General features: G+C 48.7%; 20 protein-coding genes. All 20 read right to left on the bottom strand.

Going from position 1 to position 21,002, the window contains the following annotated elements:
• Window positions 1–172 precede the first annotated feature (172 nt).
• Window positions 173–745 (bottom strand): outer spore coat protein CotE, encoded by a 573-nt coding sequence (locus tag M3212_RS01885; protein WP_251192225.1) that lies wholly within the window; start codon window positions 743–745, stop codon window positions 173–175.
• A 394-nt stretch (window positions 746–1,139) separates the two neighbouring features.
• Entirely contained in the window at window positions 1,140–1,370 is a 231-nt protein-coding gene (locus tag M3212_RS01880; protein ID WP_251192224.1) for a hypothetical protein, read from the bottom strand.
• Between the two features lie 236 nt (window positions 1,371–1,606).
• A complete protein-coding gene (locus tag M3212_RS01875; protein ID WP_251192223.1) occupies window positions 1,607–2,044 on the bottom strand; it encodes a RicAFT regulatory complex protein RicA family protein in 438 nt (145 codons plus the stop codon).
• Entirely contained in the window at window positions 2,041–3,672 is a 1,632-nt protein-coding gene (miaB, locus tag M3212_RS01870) for a tRNA (N6-isopentenyl adenosine(37)-C2)-methylthiotransferase MiaB (protein ID WP_251192222.1), read from the bottom strand. Before miaB ends, M3212_RS01875 begins: the two co-directional genes overlap by 4 nt.
• 204 nt (window positions 3,673–3,876) lie before the next feature.
• The gene (locus M3212_RS01865; protein ID WP_251192221.1) at window positions 3,877–4,743 is read right to left on the bottom strand and encodes a 2-oxoacid:ferredoxin oxidoreductase subunit beta; all 867 of its coding nucleotides are present in this window, start codon (window positions 4,741–4,743) and stop codon (window positions 3,877–3,879) included.
• Window positions 4,744–6,483, bottom strand: coding sequence for a 2-oxoacid:acceptor oxidoreductase subunit alpha (locus M3212_RS01860; protein WP_251192220.1), 1,740 nt, complete (start codon window positions 6,481–6,483; stop codon window positions 4,744–4,746).
• Window positions 6,484–6,955: 472 nt separating this feature from the next.
• On the bottom strand, window positions 6,956–7,216 hold the full coding sequence (locus M3212_RS01855) for a stage V sporulation protein S (RefSeq protein WP_251192219.1): 261 nt from the start codon (window positions 7,214–7,216) through the stop codon (window positions 6,956–6,958).
• A 162-nt stretch (window positions 7,217–7,378) separates the two neighbouring features.
• Complete coding sequence (locus M3212_RS01850) at window positions 7,379–8,173, bottom strand: TIGR00282 family metallophosphoesterase (RefSeq protein WP_251192218.1); 795 nt, start codon at window positions 8,171–8,173, stop codon at window positions 7,379–7,381.
• A gap of 136 nt (window positions 8,174–8,309) precedes the next feature.
• The gene (rny, locus tag M3212_RS01845) at window positions 8,310–9,872 is read right to left on the bottom strand and encodes a ribonuclease Y (RefSeq protein WP_251192217.1); all 1,563 of its coding nucleotides are present in this window, start codon (window positions 9,870–9,872) and stop codon (window positions 8,310–8,312) included.
• Between the two features lie 162 nt (window positions 9,873–10,034).
• A complete protein-coding gene (locus M3212_RS01840) occupies window positions 10,035–10,700 on the bottom strand; it encodes an ATP-binding protein (RefSeq protein ID WP_251192216.1) in 666 nt (221 codons plus the stop codon).
• Window positions 10,693–10,941, bottom strand: a complete 249-nt coding sequence (locus M3212_RS01835) for a hypothetical protein (RefSeq protein WP_251192215.1) — start codon at window positions 10,939–10,941, stop codon at window positions 10,693–10,695. The genes M3212_RS01840 and M3212_RS01835 overlap by 8 nt, the downstream gene beginning before the upstream one ends.
• 12 nt (window positions 10,942–10,953) lie before the next feature.
• Window positions 10,954–12,381, bottom strand: coding sequence for an AAA family ATPase (locus M3212_RS01830; RefSeq protein ID WP_251192214.1), 1,428 nt, complete (start codon window positions 12,379–12,381; stop codon window positions 10,954–10,956).
• Complete coding sequence (locus tag M3212_RS01825) at window positions 12,374–13,363, bottom strand: metallophosphoesterase family protein (protein WP_251192213.1); 990 nt, start codon at window positions 13,361–13,363, stop codon at window positions 12,374–12,376. The genes M3212_RS01830 and M3212_RS01825 overlap by 8 nt, the downstream gene beginning before the upstream one ends.
• Before the next feature lie 370 nt (window positions 13,364–13,733).
• Entirely contained in the window at window positions 13,734–14,783 is a 1,050-nt protein-coding gene (gene recA, locus M3212_RS01820; RefSeq protein ID WP_251192212.1) for a recombinase RecA, read from the bottom strand.
• 232 nt (window positions 14,784–15,015) lie between these two features.
• Window positions 15,016–16,629, bottom strand: a complete 1,614-nt coding sequence (locus M3212_RS01815) for a DEAD/DEAH box helicase (RefSeq protein ID WP_251192211.1) — start codon at window positions 16,627–16,629, stop codon at window positions 15,016–15,018.
• On the bottom strand, window positions 16,626–17,879 hold the full coding sequence (locus M3212_RS01810; protein ID WP_251192210.1) for a competence/damage-inducible protein A: 1,254 nt from the start codon (window positions 17,877–17,879) through the stop codon (window positions 16,626–16,628). The genes M3212_RS01815 and M3212_RS01810 overlap by 4 nt, the downstream gene beginning before the upstream one ends.
• A gap of 13 nt (window positions 17,880–17,892) precedes the next feature.
• Window positions 17,893–18,471, bottom strand: a complete 579-nt coding sequence (gene pgsA / locus M3212_RS01805; protein ID WP_251192209.1) for a CDP-diacylglycerol--glycerol-3-phosphate 3-phosphatidyltransferase — start codon at window positions 18,469–18,471, stop codon at window positions 17,893–17,895.
• A gap of 196 nt (window positions 18,472–18,667) precedes the next feature.
• Window positions 18,668–19,567, bottom strand: a complete 900-nt coding sequence (locus tag M3212_RS01800) for a helix-turn-helix domain-containing protein (protein WP_251192208.1) — start codon at window positions 19,565–19,567, stop codon at window positions 18,668–18,670.
• A gap of 19 nt (window positions 19,568–19,586) precedes the next feature.
• Complete coding sequence (locus M3212_RS01795; protein WP_251192207.1) at window positions 19,587–20,363, bottom strand: DUF3388 domain-containing protein; 777 nt, start codon at window positions 20,361–20,363, stop codon at window positions 19,587–19,589.
• A 364-nt stretch (window positions 20,364–20,727) separates the two neighbouring features.
• Window positions 20,728–20,985 (bottom strand): DUF3243 domain-containing protein, encoded by a 258-nt coding sequence (locus tag M3212_RS01790; RefSeq protein WP_251192206.1) that lies wholly within the window; start codon window positions 20,983–20,985, stop codon window positions 20,728–20,730.
• Window positions 20,986–21,002 lie beyond the last annotated feature (17 nt).

Below are 21,002 nucleotides of genomic sequence, written 5' to 3'. Positions count from 1 at the left end.
CTCCTCCATTTGCTTGATATATTGGTTGGCGAACCACATATATCGTAGCATCACGAAGGAGTTTTTTTCATACCTCGCTGGAAGCTTTCCGGAACCCTAGGCCTAGCCTAGGGTTTTCTTTTTACAAAAAGAACTGACTCAAGTTCGTCGACTTTTGAGTCAGTCCGTTAGACTAATTTTCAAATTCCTTATGGAGAAAGTTCGGGTCGAGGTTCTCGTATTCCTCGTCGCTCACTTCGTCGACGTAGTCCTCTTCGGTAAACTCTTCAAGCAGTCCGTCCGGATTGACCGCTACAGCCACCTTTGTTTCCCCGATACATTCGACGATAAATTCCCGCTCGACCTGCACCTCAACATTGGCTCCGTTTTTCGAAATCGTCGCTTCCAGTGTATTTGGCTGTTGAACGGCGCGGGCAATCACGTCCATCTCCGCTGATAATACGTTCTCATCTCTCATTGAAAGTGCAATGGCATCTGTATACGTGACCGTCTGTGTGGCGACATCCGTCTTTGTATTCTTATTATAGGAAAACCACACATTGATATCGTAGCTGCCTTTCACCTCTACGTTTTCACCTTTCTTCTCAGCACTGTATTTATGGTTAATGATCCAGCAACCAAGAATGCTTGACGGTTTATGTGCAGGGGTAATCGTATGAGTCGTTTCAGAGAATTTACGACCCTTTCCACATACCGCTTTTGTAATAATCTCACGATAGTTAAACCCATTTTCTGTCTGAGACATGAAACTAAACCCTCCTCTTTCTCATATCATCGTCATACGCACGGCACGGCTTACGCCTAAGCGGTTCGTCAAAATCTTCACTGTCATCCTATGCAGGGCGAATAACCAATGTGCATGAATCTAGATCATGAAAACAAAATCCTATCTGTAACACGATATGCCTTGAGCGTGGGGTTTAGTACAGAAAAAAGACAAAGAGAGCCTGAAGCAAAAAGGTTTTCATCACCCTTTTGTCTCAGGCTCGGTTCAGTCGGTGAAAAACGCTTCGTTTTCAGATATCCTGCCAAAACGGCGGGTGAGGTTGCGTAACGGCTACAATCTCATTCCTTCCAGAACGTAGCCGCGCGCCCCATCCCGCTCGTTTACCGGTTCATTGTACTCTCTTTTCAGCCAGCTACAGCCATTCGACGACTTCCTCCTCTTCCGGCCGTTCATTCGCCTCCGCCAATTTGCCGACCTGGATCGTGACGACATGCTGGAGGTTCAGTCGCATATCCTCGAGTCTAACCCAGACGCAGTCGTTGCGTTCAATCCAGTCATTGACGCGCGATATCGGATTTTCGGTGAAATAGGCTGTTTGTTTTTTACCATTTACTAATGAAAAAATCACTTTATACTGCTGCATTGTATATGATCTCTCCTTTCCTCTCTATATCTCTCATTCCCGATTCCATCCCTGTTAAAGCGCGTTTTTTACACCTACTAAAAATTTTTTTCGAGAAAGTCGAAAAGACGAAAAAGAGGCCAGGTCAAAGGTTGCATTTTCCCTTTGCCCAGCCTCACTGCCAGATGTATAAGCCTTATGAGTGAAGCCTTCGCTGTCAGATGCTAATCAGTTTTGCCTTCACCCTTTTTTCCGTTTTATGATTGGCAGCCGCCATCAAAATACGGGCTTTTCGTTGTTGTTCCTTTTAACACATCTCCGCCCATTGACGTAATAATTTCTTCGGTCACCGCTTTTGAAATCGTGTTCGATACCATTTGTAACAGGCTGTTTACTTCAAGCTGACTGCGCTTAAATTCCTGCACGAGTGGAATCGCATCGACTTCTTCATGCAAGGCATCAATTTTCGCTTCCACTTCTTTTAATGCTTCGGACTTGCCATAATGCTGGAGATTGACCGCTTCCTTTTGCAGCTTTTTAATTTGGGCGATCAACTCCTGCACGCGCAGATGCTCATTAATTTGCTTTTCAGCCCGTTTGAAAAAATCTACTTCTTCTGTTTCCGCCATCATTTTCGCTAATTCTTTCGCCCGTAGTCGAATGTCCTCACGCGTATACATTGCTGATTTTGTCATGATCCTTTTACCTCCGCTAATTCAACCATTTCTCCGTCAAGTGACCACGTTTTTGCTTCCGTCACTTTCACATGCACAATTTCCCCGATATAAGATTTCGGCGCTTTAAAGTTCACTAAGCGGTTCGTTCTCGTGCGGCCCGCCAGCACATCAGGGTTCTTCTTGCTTTCCCCTTCAACGAGCACCTCGACGACCTGATCCTGATAGGCGAGGTTCTTCTTCGCTGAAATTTCGTTGACGAGCGCATTTAAGCGGGCCAGCCGTTCCCGTTTTACTTCCATCGGTACATTGTCCTTCATTTTCGCTGCCGGCGTTCCTTCCCGCGGCGAGTAAATATACGTGTAGGCGCTGTCGAATTGAATCTCGCGCACGAGTGACAATGTATCCTCAAACTGCTCCTCGGTTTCGTTCGGGAAGCCGACGATTAAGTCCGTTGTGAAAGAAGCATTCGGGATTGCCATTTTGATTTTATGAGCGAGCTCAACATACTGCTCACGCGTATACTTGCGCGCCATCAGCTTTAAAATCTCAGAATTTCCGTGCTGCACAGGAAGGTGAATATGCTCAACGAGGTTGCCGCCTTTGGCAAGCACGTTAATCAAATGGTCGTCAAAGTCACGCGGATGACTTGTTGTAAAGCGCACGCGCGGGATATCGATTTTATGGATCTCATCCATTAAATGCCCGAGACCATAGTTACGTCCTTCAAGGTCCTTACCGTACGCATTTACATTTTGTCCGAGCAGCGTAATTTCTTTATAGCCTTGGCGGGCTAAATCGCGCACTTCCGCGATAATGTCTTCCGGCAGGCGGCTCCGTTCCTTCCCGCGTGTATAAGGGACGATACAGTACGTGCAAAACTTATCACAGCCGTACATAATATTGACCCATGCCTGTGTTTTTCCCTGGCGGACCCGCGGCATATTCTCGACGATGTCGCCTTCCTTCGACCAAACTTCAATCACCATTTCCTTGCCATAAAGGGCATTGCGCAGCAATTCCGGCAAACGGTGAATATTATGGGTGCCGAAGATCATGTCGATATGCTGATGCTTCTGCATGATTTGATTGACGACATTTTCCTCCTGCGACATGCAGCCGCAGACGCCGAGAATCAGCTCCGGTCTTTCTTTTTTTAATGCCTTTAAATGTCCGATTTCACCAAACACTTTATTTTCCGCGTTTTCGCGAATCGCACATGTATTCAGCAAAATCACGTCGGCATCAGCTGCTTCCTCCGTCGCTGTGAAGCCCATTTCCTGAAGCAAACCGGCCATATTTTCCGAGTCATGCGTGTTCATTTGACAGCCGTATGTCCGGATTAAAAATGTCTTTCCGGCTCCGATCTGCTTCATATCCTCGGGAATAAGACTGTCCGGTCGCAGTACCTGTGTTTCCTGCTTCCCTCTTCTTTTTCCCTGCTTGTAATCCGGCTGCTCATTGATGACGATCTCCCGGCCTTTAATCCGCAGCTTTTGCTTTCCATCTGTCATCATTTCCACTTTTACATTGCTGAAATCAAAGTATTTGCTGTAATCCTTTTGGCTACTGCCAGAGGATTTTAAGTCCTGCGTAGCCGCTTCTTTGTCTGCATTTGTTACGTGTCCTAATCGTTGGTCTTCATTCATTCCAAAGCTCCTTTCAAGCAAATCATACAATAAATAATTATAAACTTTTTGTCCGCTGCAAACAATAAAAGTTATTTGGAGATGTCGTGAAAGTAAATTTTTTCCTTTAATAGACCTTTCAAACGGCCTTCATCCGTTTCTTCCGGAACAGGAAGGAAAAAAGGCCGTTCCACGGGACCCTTCCCCGGAACGACCTGGATGTTTTTACATAAACTCAGCCATCATTTCATTGAATTTCGCCTCATCTAATTGTAGATCCTGGCTTGCCAGCGGCTGTTCATCATAGCCGGAGATCAACTCCTGGTAAGAAGGCTGCTCTTTGTTTTGATAAATTAAGCCGGTTACTAGACCGTTGTGCTCCATCAATGTTTGCATCGCCGTCATCCGGTTGGCCGGATCGTAATTCTCGACATCGGCAAGCTTTGTAATGTTTTCCTTAAACCAGTCATATGTGTTTACTTTATTGAACGTCACACATGGGCTGAAGACATTAATTAATGAGAAGCCTTTATGAGCAATCCCCTGTTCAATCAATGCCGTCAATTCCTTCAGATCGCTGGAAAAGCTTTGCGCGACGAAGGTTGCTCCTGCTGTTAACGCCATTTCCATTACATTAAGCGCCGATTCAACCGAACCGCCCGGCGTACTCTTTGTTTTGAAGCCAACGTCGCTTCGCGGTGACGTTTGTCCCTTCGTTAATCCATAAATTTGATTGTCCATCACGATGTAGGTGATGTCGATATTGCGGCGAATCGCATGGACGGTATGCCCCATACCAATCGCAAAGCCGTCCCCGTCTCCGCCTGAAGCAATAACTGTCAAATCGCGGTTGGCCATTTTCACCCCTTGGGCGATCGGCAAGACACGACCATGAACCCCATGAAAGCCATACGAATTAATATAGCCTGAAATCCGTCCGGAGCATCCGATTCCCGAAATCACTGCAAGGTCGTCTGGCTCTAAACCGACATTTCCCGCTGCGCGCTGGATCGCTGCCTGGACCGAAAAATCGCCACAACCCGGGCACCAGTTTGGCTTCACTTTATTGCGAAAATCTTTAAATGTTGCCATTTAGACCAACTCCTTGCATGCTTGATATAATTCGTTCGGCAAAAACGGATTTCCGTCGTACTTCAGGACATTTTCTATTTGAACGCTGTTCACATTCATTTTGATAATATTCGCAAGCTGCGCCGTCGCGTTGTTTTCGACGACAACGACCTTTTTCGCCCGGTCAATATGAGGCTTAAGTGCCTCTGTCGGGAATGGATGGAGCAGGCGGATATGGACATGATTGACCTTGATCCCGTCCGCTTCAAGGCGCGGCATTGCTTCTTCAATTGTTCCCCTGGTCGAGTTGACCCCGATCACGAGCAGGTCTGCTTCCTCATGCTCGGCATGAACGAAAAGCGGCTGCTTGAACGTCGCCTCAAGATTGCTGAGCTTTCTCAAACGCTTATCCATTTGAGCTTGACGGTTGACAGGACTTTCCGACGGCTTCCCGGTTTCATCGTGCTCCACCCCTGTCACATGGTGAATCCCGTTTTTCGTGCCTGGAAGCACGCGCGGAGAAACACCTGATTCCGTTACTTCATACCGTTTATAATATTCTTTATCTTCGCGCGCCGGTATCTCATCCGTCTGGAGTGCGCCACGGCGGATCTCGACCTTGCTGAAGTCAAGCGGTTCGACCGTCTGCTTTCCAAGTGACAGCGCGAGGTCGGTCACTAAAATAACCGGACACTGATATTCCTCCGCCAGGTTAAATGCTTCGACCGTATCATAGAACGCTTCTTCCACCGTACTTGGTGTAATGACAATTTTCGGAATGTCGCCGTGTGTACTGTAAATCATCGCCATTAAATCGGATTGCTCCTGCTTTGTCGGCAAGCCCGTACTCGGTCCTCCGCGCTGCGTGTCAATAATGACAAGAGGCTGTTCGGTCATCCCGGAAAGACCGATTGCTTCCGCCATCAGCGACAAGCCCGGACCGGCTGAAGCAGTGAAAGCGCGGACACCGGCATAGTTGGCGCCGATCGCCATCGTACATGCTGCAATTTCATCCTCCGTCTGGATAACCGTCCCGCCGAATTCAGGCAGCTTTTTAATCATATATTCCATAATTTCTGAAGCAGGGGTAATCGGATAAGCAGCCATAAAACGGCTTCCCGCTGTCACCGCGCCTAAGCCGATCGCATCGTTTCCGATCATGAACATCCGCTTCTTGCCATCCGCTTCAGCAAGCTCAAGATCAGGCATCTTGGCTCCCGCTTCGTTGCGGAAATAGTCGGCTCCGGCCTTAATTGCCTCCATATTCTTTTCCACAACGGAAGCGCCTTTCCTTAAAAAGATATCCTCGACCACTTCCTGGTAGTGAGATGGGGCGAGCCCGAGAATCGCACTCGTCGCACCGACGGCAACCATGTTTTTCATTAAAGATGTGCCGAGTTCTGTTGCAATTTCCGTAAACGGTACGGCAAAAAGCTGAACATCATAGCCCTCTGTCACAGCAGGATTGAATTTCGAATCGGCGATTACAATCCCGTCTGCTGCCAACTCATGAATATTCACGTCAATTGTTTCCTGATCAAAGGCGACAAGAATATGAAGATCGTCTGAAATCGAATTTAACGGACTCGTGCTGACACGAATCTTATTGTTCGTATGTCCTCCCTTAATTCGGGAAGAGAAGTGACGATACCCGTATAAATAATAGCCAAGGCGGTTTAATGCCGAGGCAAAGATTTCCCCGGTGCTTTCGATCCCTTCACCCTGCTGGCCCCCAACTTTCCATGATAACTGCTCTCTCACTCTATCCACCCCTTAATCACGTCTCATCGCTCTATGCTGAGCGCTTAGGAAATACTATTAGCTTAGCACATTTCCGAGTATTTTACTAGAATTACTACCATTTTGACGAAATAAAGACTCTTAAACGCTATTATGATAGTCCTTCTCATCTGAAAAAGCAAGGCTTTTGTTCCCCATAACGGTTCGCCGGGAAGCTTCGCATTTAAAAAGCGCAGAGCTGCTTTTTTAGAAGCGGCGTGCGGAGCCGTTACAATCATGCAAGGTCGTCTGAAAGCGGGGTTCTTTCAGACGGCCGCGTAACGCGCGAAGCCGCCCGAAAATTTTTATTCTCTTTCAAAAAAAGAGGCTGGGCAAAAGGTTGTTTTCACCTTTTGCCCAGCCTCTTAACCGGCATGATCTTTCAAACCATCTCAAAGCAGATCAAACAGCGGCTGTAACCGCAAATGCTGCTTGGACGTCCGCCCCTGTATGCCTATCTCGGTTCCACAATCAGCTTCATCGCTGTCCGTTCTTCACCCTCTATCTGAATATCCGTAAACGCTGGGATGCAAACAAGGTCAATGCCGCTTGGAGCCACGAAGCCACGGGCAATCGCGATCGCTTTGATCGATTGGTTTAAAGCACCGGCGCCAATGGCCTGTATTTCCGCTGCGCCCCGTTCACGAATAACTCCTGCGAGTGCCCCGGCAACAGAGTTAGGGGTTGATTTTGCTGAAACTTTTAAGACTTCCATTCCTAGTACCTCCTCTGTTAACAAAAGTGGGTTGTCCCTGAATTGATTGTCTATGCCAACCAGCATTCGTCAATCGTACAAGATGTGAGTTCTACTTCATCTTATTTCAACATCACAGCCCATATGCCTAATAGAGTAAATTAATTTGGAAGACTGACCTTGCTACGTATAAAATGGATGATCATCGTTAATTTGGATCCGTTTGATTGCTGTCGCCAATCCGGTCTTGGCGTCAATATCAATCACTACTCCATTTAATTGTTCCCGACCTGCGGCCACTTCAAACCTGACAGGCAGCGTCGTTAAAAATTTTTTCAGCACCGGTTCTTTTTCAACCCCAAGGATACCATCATAGGGTCCGGTCATCCCGACATCGGTCAAATAAGCGGTTCCCTTCGGCAAAATCCGCTCATCAGCTGTTTGCACATGGGTATGCGTGCCGACGACAGCCGAGACACGGCCATCAAGATACCAGCCCATCGCCTGCTTCTCACTTGTCGCTTCAGCATGAAAATCAACGAAAATATACGGGGTCCGCTTCCGCACCTCTGCCAAAATATCGTCGAGCTTACGAAACGGACAGTCGATCGCCGGTAAAAAGGTCCGTCCCATCGCATTGATAACGGCAATCTCCAGCTGATTCACTTTGACGAGGGTGTAGCCTTTCCCCGGTGTTCCTTCCGGATAGTTAGCTGGACGGATTAACGCTTTCGCTTCATCAATAAAGGAAAAGATTTCTTTATTGTCCCATGAGTGATTCCCGAGCGTCACGACCTGGGCGCCCGCATCAAGAAACCCTTTGTAAATTTTCTCCGTAATTCCTTTTCCGGAAGCGGCGTTTTCACCATTAATAATTGTAATCGTCGGCTTGTATGCCTGCTTCAGCTTCATCGTGTATTCCTTGATCATCTTGCGACCCGGCGAACCGACCACATCACCTATAAATAAAATTCGCATATCGTTAACTCCAGTCATTTCATTTCGCTCTTAGTATGATTTGTTAAGCGGCTTTTCAAACGGGATTTTTTTTAGAATAAGGTGCAACTGTCCAATTTGACCCGTTAAATAAATAAAGTGGCGAAAACCCGCCACTTTATTTTGCATACTCGACAGCCCGTGTTTCCCGAATAACAGTGACTCGGATGTGACCCGGATACTCAAGTTCATCTTCAATTTTCTTCGTAATATCTCTGGCAAGTTTATGCGCAAGGGTATCATCGACCACATCAGGACGAACCATGATCCGTACTTCACGACCTGCCTGAATCGCATATGTCTTCTCTACACCTTCAAACGATTCCGAGATCTCTTCCAGCTTCTCTAAGCGGCGAATATACGTTTCCAACGTTTCTCTTCGCGCACCAGGACGTGCGGCAGATAAGGCATCCGCTGCGGCTACAAGAGTGGCAATAATCGAAGTTGCTTCCGTATCACCATGGTGGGAAGCGATCGAATTAATGACGACAGGATGCTCCTTGTACTTCGTCCCCAGCTCGACGCCAATCTCAACATGGCTTCCTTCCACCTCATGATCAATTGCTTTTCCGATATCATGAAGCAAACCAGCTCTTCTTGCCAGCTTCACATCTTCGCCAAGCTCAGCAGCCATCAGTCCTGTTAAATAAGCGACTTCCATTGAATGCTTCAGCACGTTTTGTCCGTAACTTGTACGGAATTTCAGACGGCCAAGAATTTTGATCAGGTCAGGATGCAAGCCAAGAATCCCCATTTCAAAGGTTGCCTGCTCTCCATACTCACGAATCGCTTCATCGACTTCACGCCGTGATTTATCGACCATTTCTTCAATTCGGGCCGGATGAATCCGACCATCCTGCACGAGCTTTTCAAGAGCTGTACGAGCAATTTCACGGCGAATTGGATCAAAACCGGATAAAATAACAGCTTCCGGCGTATCATCAATGATCAGATCAATCCCCGTTAATGTCTCTAACGCACGGATATTTCTGCCTTCCCGTCCAATAATCCGGCCCTTCATTTCGTCATTCGGCAATGTCACAACCGATACAGTCGTTTCAGCGACATGATCGGCCGAACAGCGTTGAATGGCCAGGGACAGGATTTCTTTCGCCTTTTTATCAGCTTCTTCCTTCGCCTGTGTAAACCGTTCCTTCACAAGCAAAGCCGTTTCGTGCGCAAGCTCCTGTTCAACTTCGTGACGAATCGCGGTGCGTGCTTCTTCGCGAGAAAATCCAGAAATACGCTCAAGCTCAGCTTGCTGCTTGGCCAAGATTTCCTCCACTTTGCTATTCATCTCTTCAATTTGTCGTTGTTTTTTGGTGAGAGATTCCTCCCTTTTTTCCAAAGACTCTTCTTTCTTATCTAAGGTTTCACTCTTCCGGTCAAGAATCTCTTCTTTTTGTACCAAACGATTCTCTTGTTTTTGAATCTCATTTCTTCGTTCACGAACCTCACGTTCTGCTTCGGTCCGAGCACGGTGCGCCTCATCCTTGATTTCTAAGAGCGCTTCCTTCTTACTCGCCTCAGCATCTCGCTTCGCATCATCAACAATTTGTTTTGCTGCATGTTCCGCACTGGAAATCTTTGCTTCAGCAATGGATTTTCGAACAAGATATCCAACAACTGCACTACCTGCAGAGACAACAAGCAAAATGGAGATGAGCCATATATAATCCATACTCTTTCACCTCCCCTTGCTATCTAATTGTTGGGTTCCAAATTTGTCATACTTTCATTAATTAAAAACGTTAGAACATGTAGACATGATCGCGGAAAAGATAAATATGACACAAAAAATTTACCGCATTCCACTTAATTTTATAGCCCACCCTGTCCAATGTCAAGTGTTGTCAATTTCAGCGGCTGCGCTGATTCCGTCATGAATCGCCACCTCGTACGCTTTGTCACCGGACTGGGCGAGGTGATAGTTATGCGTAATCATAATAATCTGCCGCTTAAACATCGTGCTCAATGATTTTAAGAATTCGTATAAATAAAGGACATATTCACCCGAAACATGCTTGCCCGGCTCATCGAGTAAAAGAGAGCCTGACCGTTTCGGCTGAACCGTTTCAAGCAAAGCGACGCGTAAAGCGAGCGTGACGATATCAACGACGCCACCGCCGCGGGAATCCTGTGGTCTCGTTTTCACCTTGACCCCTTCATATTCCGAGACAACGTAAAATTCGGCCACCGCCTTGCTTCCATGCTCCTCCAGCTCAATTTGGAAGGAAAAGAGCGGCCCGAACACATACTGGAGCGCGTTCGTGACCAGTGTTTCAATCTGCTGTTTGGCCTGCTCCCTCGCATACTCGGCCGACTGCTGCAACAGGACGCGCGCCTTTTCATATGTATCAATCGTTTCCAAATAACCATCGAGCTCCTTCTGCCTCGCTTTTATCTGCTCTTCCAGCAACGCACGCTCGGCATCGAGTCTCGTCCATTGATCGTACGCCTGCTTATGCCGCTTTTCAAGCCTGGCGAGGCGTTGCTCGAGCTCACTCATGCTCAACCAGTTCCTTTGGAATCAGCTCCCATGTCTCAGCCAGCGACCTGTCGATTTCCTGCTCCAGCCGCTGAATCTCCTGTTCCAGCTCCTCCGGCTTAACCCCGAGCTCCTCCAGCTCGGCCAGAAGACGGCTTTTCTGATGTTCCAGCTCTTCCAGCTTCGCTTCGGCACGGTAGCGCATATCGCGCGCCTTATCGATCGCTTTTTTCATTTGTGCCAGTTGTTGTTCGATTGTCATAGAATCACCCTTTTATTCCGATTTCGTATGGCCGCAGATTGACTGTCCGCAAGTCGGACATGTTCCAACCTCAAGCAAATGCTTGCGCCAGCGCTCCTCAGCCTGCTCCTCTTCGGCTTGCTGCGAAGCAATAAAACGTCGCCCTTCCTTAATCCGTTCGCTGCACTCTTTCAGCCGCCCATGCAGCTGCCTAAGTTGTTCAAGCCTCATATGCTGTTCGGCGACCGCTTCCTGCCGACCGGTCATGCTGTCAAGCTGCGGCAGCGTCTCAAGCAGCCCGGACAGCTTCTGCTGCTGCGTTTCGTAGGCCGTAACCTGCTGTCTGAGCCTTTGCAGCTGGGCGAGCCGCTGCTGCCTGCCGGCGATACGATCAATCGTCGCCTCGTCGACCTCGCTGCTGAACGCCGTTTGCTTTACTTTCCCTAATTCTTGCTCTTCTTCCTGCCGCAGGCGCTGAAAAAGCTGAGCGATTTTTTTCAACGCACGCAGGCGCTCGACCTCGCCCAGGACGATGCCATGCTTCTCGCTAGCCTGCTGGATAGTTGCTGTTTTTTCGATCCAGACGCGGCACACTTCACTCGCTTTGCGCATCTCCTGCCATCTTGCCTGCAAATGCTGAAACTGAACAAGCTGCTGACGCGAGCTTGAAAGCACCTGCCATGCCTGCTGCCACTGTTCGGCCGGTTTAACAAGCTCCAGACGTCTGGCGACCGCTTCCTGTTCAAGTTGAAGCCGTTGCTGCTGCTGACGCAGCCGTTCAAGCTGCTCTTTTTTTTGCAGCTTTGCTTTGATCGCCTGCATCCTTTGTTCCGTTTGATCGAGCTGCTCCTTCATTGCCGGGAGCGACTGGTACGGCTCAAGCTCTCCCTCCAGCTTTTCGATTAGCTGTTCCTCCTGCTTCAATTGCTGCCTGAGCTGGGAAAGGTCCTTCGATGTATCGCGAATCGCCATGTCGAGAAAATGGGCGCCACTGATCCTGCCAAGCGCTTTCGCCCGAACGGTATTGGTCTGTTCAAGCAAAAAGGGTCCATCTAACTGCTGGGAAAGATGGAGCATCAGTTCATGGTCGTGGTCAATCCGCATCGCTCCCATTCCGTGTGCTTCGAGCACCTCTTCGGGGACGTGGATGCCAAACCCTTCGAGGATCAAATCCTCCTCACCGGCCTTTTGTATCGTATAGCGGTTTTTCGATGATGTTCTTTCGCGAATGATCGTTGTGCCATGGTCAAAGCTGACGGTCACCCGGACAAAATCAGCGCCAACGCGGATAAAATCGCTCCCGCGCGGCTGATTGTACAGCGCCCAGCGAATCCCTCTCAGAATCGCCGTCTTCCCGCTGTCGGACTGGCCGACAAGAACATTCAACCCAGCATCAAATTCGAGATATGTGTCTAAATGTGACTGGAAATTTTCCAGACGTACTGAGTGAATATTAGCCATATTCCCCGTCCTTCCATCCTTCTTCTACCTTCGTCATTCTTCGCAGCGCTTCCTGCTTCACGTTCTCTTCGACGTTCTTCAGTGAAGCGATATCCTGAATGATCGCGCTCATATTCAGTGTTTGAAACTGTGAGGTTTCCTTCACCTGCTGGACAAAGCTGTGTAGCCGTTCTTCCTGATGAACCGCCTTTTCGAGAAACGAGCGGTCAAGCACCTCTTCTCCTTTTTGGGCAACGGTTACCTCGCGCTCTTCAAGCGAAATGCCTTGGCTGGAAATCGTCCCGAGCACAACCTTCGGCATCCGGCTAATTTCGGTCCAGTGGTTGTTAACACGCGACAGCGCACCCGGGTTGCACATATATTTGCCGTTTCGCTCCTTGATCCCAAAGCCGCTGTGAAAATGTCCGGTCAAAATGATATCAGCCGTCGTTCCCCAAATATGGTCGATCAGCGTATGTGGAATGCCTTCAGGCAACGCCTTTTCGACGAGCATGCTATGGACGATGTGGACGAGAACATCGGCCTCTGTTTCATTAACCGGGTAATAATCAAGCTTTGGATCGCGCTGGTCGAGATCATAATGGTAAGGCTGACCGCTGATCTGGACTTTCACTCCGTTTTTTTCAACCAGTACCGGCTGACCGGGATGAATGATTTTCATCACGCCGAAGGAATCCATCAAGCCGAGCATCGTCCGCGAAATCGTTTCAGGATTGTGACCGAACGTGTCATGATTTCCGGCTACGACATATGTCGGCATCGCCGCCTTCATGAAAATCTTGGCAAACTGGCCGACAACATTCGGCGCCAAATCGGGCCGGTCAAAGACATCCCCGCCATGAAGCAAGACATCGACCTGTTCACGATTCGCCAGCTCCACGACTTCTTCGAGCTTCGCTTTCAACGTATCGACATACACATCAAGCCGGTTTTTCGGCGTCGTGCCGCGAATATGAGTATCGGTTACATATAAAAATTTCATCGTACGCCTCCATTGTTGGATAAGCTGCGGGAAAGGGGCTCGGACAAAAGGTTGTTTTTTCTACAGGGCAATGTGCTGAACCGTCACGGTCGTCGGTTTCTCACAACGGACTTATTGGGGCGCCATTGCCAAGAGGTCAAAGCTGGTTTTGTCTTAAACTCCGTTACCGCCATCATCTAAACGGCAAAGCGAGCAGAAAGGAAATCCGTTCCCTGCTCGCTTTGCCGATTTCACTGCTTACAGCAGGGAGCAAAAAGGGAAGAAAGGCTTTGGACACACACCTTCCTCCCCGCTGCTGACCAGCTTTTGTTCCGCCGGTTGCCGAAAACGCCCTGTTAGTAGATTGACAGATTTGCAAAACCCGTCAGTCCTATTTCAAATCAAATGGGATTTCCTCAGGAGCTTCCGCGCTGGCAGGCTCCACTGTAATTTCTTCGTTCAGGCCGTAATGATCGCGAATTAATGTTTCAATTTCTTCCATGATCGCTTCATTTTCCTTCAGGAACTGCTTTGCATTTTCCCGGCCTTGTCCGAGTCGTTCTTCGTTAAAAGAGTACCATGCTCCACTCTTTTGCACAATATCAAGCTCGGAGGCAATATCTAAAATCGAGCCTTCGCGCGAGATGCCTTCCCCATACATAATATCAACCTCGGCCTGCTTGAAAGGAGGAGCCACTTTGTTTTTGACGACCTTAATTCTCGTTTTGTTTCCGACCATATCATTGCCCTGCTTTAGCGTTTCCGCACGTCGCACCTCAAGCCGGACGGAGGAATAGAACTTCAGCGCGCGTCCGCCCGGAGTCGTTTCCGGATTTCCGAACATGACGCCGACCTTCTCACGGATCTGGTTAATAAAAATCGCGATCGTCTTTGATTTGTTGATCGCTCCGGACAGCTTCCGCAGCGCCTGGGACATCAAACGTGCCTGCAAGCCGACGTGGCTGTCCCCCATATCGCCTTCAATTTCCGCTTTCGGCACAAGCGCGGCCACACTGTCAATTACGATCATGTCAACCGCTCCGCTTCGCACGAGCGCCTCGGCAATTTCAAGGGCCTGTTCCCCCGTATCCGGCTGGGACAACAGCAATTCATCAATGTTTACGCCCAGCTTCTGCGCGTAAACCGGGTCGAGAGCATGCTCGGCATCGATAAAAGCGGCCTGGCCTCCCTGACGCTGAATTTCGGCAATCGCGTGAAGAGCCACCGTCGTTTTACCTGATGATTCAGGACCATATACCTCAATGACCCGGCCTTTCGGATAACCGCCCACCCCGAGGGCGATATCAAGCGCGAGCGCCCCGCTTGAGACCGTCGACACGCGCTGGTCCGTCTGTTCGCCGAGCTTCATAATCGAACCTTTTCCAAATTGTTTTTCGATTTGGCGCAATGCCATATCAAGAGCTGCTTTACGATCACTCATATCCATCTCTCCTAATCATTAGTAAAATATATAGGTAAGCCTTAAAAAGCGAATCTATGTTTTGTTCTTTTCTATCATACATCTTTTCATCCCATTTGCCAATAGTTTTTACGAACATTCATTCGGGTTTTGTCTGTTGGAAATAGCAGGGAGGAGGAAAGAGGGAAAGGGGCCTGTCCGAAAGGGATCGTTCCCTTTTCAGACAAGCCCGAAGCCATAATGTTTAAACGATTTAGCGGCGTGGTGCCGGAGATGGTTTGCGTTCGCGCTTCGGACGCGGCTTCGCAGGCTCGAGGTTAACGCGGGCGCCATTAATGCGGGAGTAGCGTAACGCTTCATACACAAACGGAGCGACGTCTTCCGGCACTTCCACAAAAGTAAAGTTTTCAAAAATATCGATTCTGCCGACCGCCTTCGCCGGAATGCCGACAAGCTCGGAAATTTCATCGGCGAGAATTTTCGGCGTCATATTGACATTGCGTCCGACATTGATAAAGAAGCGGATCATGCCTTTTGCGCCTCCGGTATCGCCGAAGTTGTAGCCCGCTTCATCGGCCGACGTATCGGTCGAGAAGTTCATCCGCAAGAGCGCCGAAACGACTTCCTCCGGCGCATGCTCGGCTAAAATTTCGCTAACGAGCGGGGCAAACAGCTCGGCTTCTTTTCCGCCTGATGCAATCGTATCCGAAATCAGCTTTTTCCATGAGCTTTGCTGCTTTTCGACAACATCCTCAATCGTTGGCACGTCCTGCGATGGAATGCTCATCTTAATTTCCTGTTCAATCGAACGAAGATGCTTCATTTCCCGCGGTGTAACAAGGGTCAGCGCCAATCCTTTACGTCCAGCGCGGCCCGTACGGCCGATCCGGTGAACATAGCTTTCCGGGTCCTGCGGAATGTCGTAGTTGATGACATGCGTCACATTCTCGACGTCAATGCCCCGAGCCGCTACATCTGTGGCGATCAAAAATTCAATCGACGAGTCGCGGAATTTTTTCATCACGGCATCGCGCTGAGGCTGGGTTAAGTCGCCATGTAAACCGTCAGCCAAATAGCCTCTCGCCTGGAGAGCCTCGGTCAGCTCGGCCACACCTTTTTTCGTCCGGCAGAACAAAATACCAAGCTCGACATCCTCGCTGTCAATAATCCGGCAGAGAGAATCAATCTTGTTACGCTCAAGTACTTTGTAATACATTTGATTGATTAAAGGCGCCGTTACCTCGCCTTTGTTAATGGAAACCGTCTTCGGCGCATTCATATACTTGCGCGACAGCTTCTTAATCGCCGGAGGCATCGTCGCAGAAAACAACAGCGTCTGCCGCTCTTTATTCACCTGGCGTAATATCGCTTCAATATCATCAACAAAACCCATATCGAGCATTTCATCCGCTTCGTCGAGCACGACAGTATGCACCTGATCGAGCTTCAATGTCTGACGGCGCAAATGATCGAGAATCCGCCCGGGCGTCCCGATCGCGACCTGGACTCCCTGCTTCAACGCGCGGATTTGATGACCGATCGATTGACCGCCGTATATCGGCAGCGTCCGAATGTTTTTGTAGGCAGACAGCTTCTGAAGCTCACCGGACACCTGGATCGCCAGTTCACGAGTCGGCGTTAAAATCAGCGCTTGCACATAGCGGTCATCTGTTACTTTATCGACAATCGGAATTCCGAATGCCGCCGTCTTTCCCGTACCAGTTTGAGCCTGTCCGACAACATCCCCGCCTTCTAAAATCACAGGGATTGCTTTCTCCTGAATCGGAGAGGGCTCCTCAAAGCCCATGTCTTTAATTGCTCGCTTAATTGAGTCTGAAATTTGAAAGTCATTAAAATACATCGTCATTCTGTTTTATTCCACCTTTTCAATTCGTTCAACAAATAAAAGCATCCATATTTGATCGCCCGGTCCCTGACGGCCTCACGTCCCCCGGCAAGGGTCAGCTCAAAGCTGATCGGCTCCTTCGTCAGACCGGCCAGACCGATAAAAACCGTTCCCGGTTCCTTGTTTTCCTGCATTCCCGGACCGGCAACTCCTGTAAAACTGATCGCGACATCCGACTGATACTGTGCTTTGGCGCATGCTGCCATTTCCCGCGCACATTGGTGACTGATTACCCCATGCTCGTCAATCACTTTCTTCGACACGCCAAGGACATTTTCCTTCACTTCCGTCGAATAAGCGACACTTCCGCCCCTGACGACCTTGGAAGAGCCCGGAAAGGCAGTCAGTCTCCCAGAAAACAAGCCGCCCGTCAGGCTTTCCGCTGCTGCTATCGTAGCGTTTTTTTCAAGCAATTGCAAAAAAACCTGCTCGATCAGTGATGTTTCGTCATAGCCGTATAAATAGGCGCCGACGCGGTCGGTAATTTTTTTCTCTGTTTCATCCAGCAATCTGATTCGTTCGGCCGGATCGGCATGCTTGACCGTCAGCCGCAATGTCACTTCCCCTTCACTTGCCAGCGGGGCAATCGTCGGGTTCGTCTGGGCATCAAGCAAATCCTCAAGCTCCGTTTCCAGCTGCGACTCACCGATATCGAAAAAGCGCAGCACCCGCGACTGAATCGCCGCCTGCTCGCCCGAGCCACTCACTAAATAAGGGATCAGTTCATTTTTGAACATCGGCTGCATTTCCTTCGGTGGCCCAGGCAGCAAAATGATCATTTTTCGATCAACGGTAATCACCATCCCGGGTGCCATCCCGAAATGGTTGGCCAGCACCTTGCTCCCTTCGACGACGAGCGCCTGCTTGCGATTGTTCGGTGTCATCACCCTGTTTCTTCTTTCAAAAAAAGCCTCAATCGAACGGAGCGATTCTTCGTCATGGACGAGTTTTTTTCCTAAAAATTCAGCCACGGTTTCTTTTGTCAAATCATCCTTCGTCGGCCCGAGCCCGCCGGTAATGATGACAACATCAGCACGCTCATGCGCCTGCTTCAGCGTCTCATAAAAGCGCTGCCTATTATCGCCGACCGTCGATTGAAAAAACACGTTGATGCCAAGATGAGCGAGCTCCTGCGAAAGGTAAACGGCATTCGTGTTTACAATTTGCCCTAATAAAAGTTCTGAGCCAACTGAAATGAGTTCAGCATTCATATCATCAACCGCCCTATTTGGATTTTAGAAGAATATGTTTGTTCTTTTGAAAATAATCAACGCCGGACCAGACCGTTAAAATCGTCGCAATCCAGATCGCAAGCATATCAAAAGGCAGGGACAGCGCTTGAAAAGGCCAATTATGTAACATTAGGGCAGAGATCGCCACGATTTGCGCCACCGTTTTCAACTTTCCCAACGGGCTGGCGGCAATCACTTCCCCATCAGCGGCTGCCACAAGCCGGATCCCCGTCACGGCGAACTCCCGACTAATAATGATGATCGCCATCCATGCAGGAAGAAGCTGCAATTCGACCAAGGCAATTAACGCTGCCGTTATCAGCAATTTGTCTGCCAACGGATCGAGAAATTTACCGAAATTCGTAATCAAGTTCAGCTTGCGCGCGTAATACCCGTCAAGCCAATCAGTCGCCGAGGCGATAATAAAGATTAAAGCCGCGATAAAATGCGCGACAGGCATCGTCGTTCCTAGAAAAACAAAGTCGCCGAATGGCAATGGAGCGAGTAAAAAAATCATAAACAAAGGGATAAGAAAGATGCGTGAAATCGTAATTTTGTTAGGTAAATTCAAAATGTTCCCTTCCTTCAAAACAATGATCAAGTAAACAGCCGCACTGTTATTATATACGATTCATCCCCATATTTGTAATCAAATCCACATTTTCCTGAAACGACGCTAATCGAAAAGTAAAACAGGTTGCCGAACTGCTTCTAAAGAAGACTTCGTTCGACAACCTGGAGAAAGCAAGCGCTCTGCTTTCAAATCATCAGCTGTTTTCACCCACTACCGTAATATTGACCTTCTGATGAACGATATCAAGTGGAAACTCAAGCTGTTCACCGTTAATATAAAGCTCGACGTATGGAGAAGCACCAAAGTTAAACTCCACTTCTTCCTCGGCTGCGAGCTCATCGAAGGTTAACACTTCGCCTTCCGACGGCATTCCGGTAAAGAACGTATGCCCTAACGCATTTTTCACATCGATATGAGATGTGCCTGTTAGCTCAATCCTTACATCATCGAGTTGACCATTTTCCAATTGGTAATAAGAAGTGTTTCCACTGCTTTCAATAAATGTAAGCTCAGCTTCCGGCTCCGGAGGCTCCGGTTGTTCTTCCTGTTCTGACTCCGTCTCCGAAGCCGGCGGCTCTTCCTCCGCGATGTTCTCATCTTCCTCAGGATCTGTGCCAACTTCATCGGAGGAATCAAGTTCGACGTTTTCATTCATATCAGGCGGAACCGCTTCACCGCCGTCGCCTCCCCAGCCCATCGATTGCGCTAACAGCCAAATCAGGACGACTACCACAGCGACCCCGGCGATCCCGAGCACTGCGGGAAGAAGAGTATTACCGCGCGTCCGCTTTTTCGGTGCGACGGCTGTCTTTTTTGTCCGTTCAGAACGCGACGGCAATTCGACTGCCTCCTGCTGAGGGTTGGGCAGCTCATTGCGGTATTGATCAAATAAAGGCTCTGGATCAAGCCCGATTGATTCCGCATATGTCTTCACAAATGCCCTAGCATAAAACAACCCTGGCAGCGTCTCGTATTTCCCTTCTTCAATCGCTACGAGATAGCGCTTTTGAATCTTTGTCGTCCGCTGAAGGTCGTCTAACGTAATCTGTTTCTGCTCCCGGACTTCTTTTAAATATTGACCTAGTTCTGACATCATACCACCTACCTACACCTTAGCTTATATCAAAAGAGGAAAAGCCCGATTCAACTACTTCGTATGTGATCTCTTCTTTTTCATCATTTCTGAGTTCGATAATACAATCAAAATCATCCAACTCATACTCAGTCTCCCGCACAAAGATATCCGGATGCTCGACCACTTTCACGGCAGGAAGTCGCATGATATCCCGAACGAGTGTACGATGCTTTTCTGTCGAGCGCATCGTTGTTACAATCCCGTCGATGATAAAGATATGATCCTCGCTTAATTCATCATCAGCCAGCTGACTTCTCACCGTTTGCCGCAGCAATGTGGAAGAAATAAAAGACCATCTTTTATTGGCACAGACGCTGGCAGCGACGATGGACTCAGTCTTCCCAACACGGGGCATTCCCCGAATCCCGACGAGCAAATGCCCTTCCCGCTTGTACAGCTCCGCCATGAAATCGACAAGCAGACCGAGCTCCGTCCGGATAAAACGGAATGTTTTGCGGTCATCGGCATCCCGCTCAATATAGCGGCCATGACGAATCGCCAGACGGTCGCGGACGCGGGGCTCTCTGAACTTCGTAACCTTAATATCCTCAATCGTTTCTAAAATCGCCCTGAATCTCGCTACCTGATCGTCGCTTTTACTGCGGATCAGCATGCCACGAAGCATCCCGTCAACACCGTTAATCGTAACGATATTGATTTTCAGCATTCCAAGCAACGACGAGATATCGCCGAGAAGCCCAGGTCTGTTCTTATGTATATGATATTCTAAATACCACTCTTTTACATCATCCATTTATGCCACCCTTTACTGCAATGATAAATCTGGATACGAAGGAGACGATTCGTTGCCATCTGGTATTCTCTACCTTTCATGATAATGGATTTTCGTCACAAATGAAAGAACTTTGTCGGAAATAAAACAGGTTTCTCTATTCTCCCGATCCATTCGCATAAAAAAAGAGAAGGACTTGTCCCTAAAGGTTGTATTTTACCTTTTGGAACAAGTCCAAAGCAATGTCCATCGTCCGCTTCCGCTGTTGGAAGCCCGTTCCGGAGGCTTTCTTCGGTCCGTGCCTGACTTGGAGCCATTGCATCTTTTTACGATAAGCCCGGCTTTTTCCCTGGTTGACGCGGTACGTACAGTCAGACGTGGCCGCTTAACGAGTGCCGTTATTTTGCACAAGCTTGACCATCATGTTGGCAATCGCATGCTGCTCCTGTTCATCCGCTACACGCCAAAGATCAGCTAGGATACGTTCTTGTTCGTTTTTCGGTTCAACCTGCTGCGATAAATATTCACCAACTTGATAAGCAACATCAGAGATAACATTTTCACTCATCCCTTCATCCTCCGCCTGATGAAGACGATCACCTAAGAAATTTTTCCATTGCTCCCAATTGTCCAATACAGACATGTGAATTCCTCCTTGAT

Origin of the sequence: Halalkalibacter oceani, assembly GCF_023715705.1 — a bacterium.
Taxonomy (GTDB): Bacteria; Bacillota; Bacilli; order Bacillales; family Bacillaceae_D; genus Halalkalibacter; species Halalkalibacter oceani_A.
The sequence above is the reverse complement of the archived record's forward strand: the minus strand, read 5'-3'. Positions and strand labels throughout refer to the sequence as shown.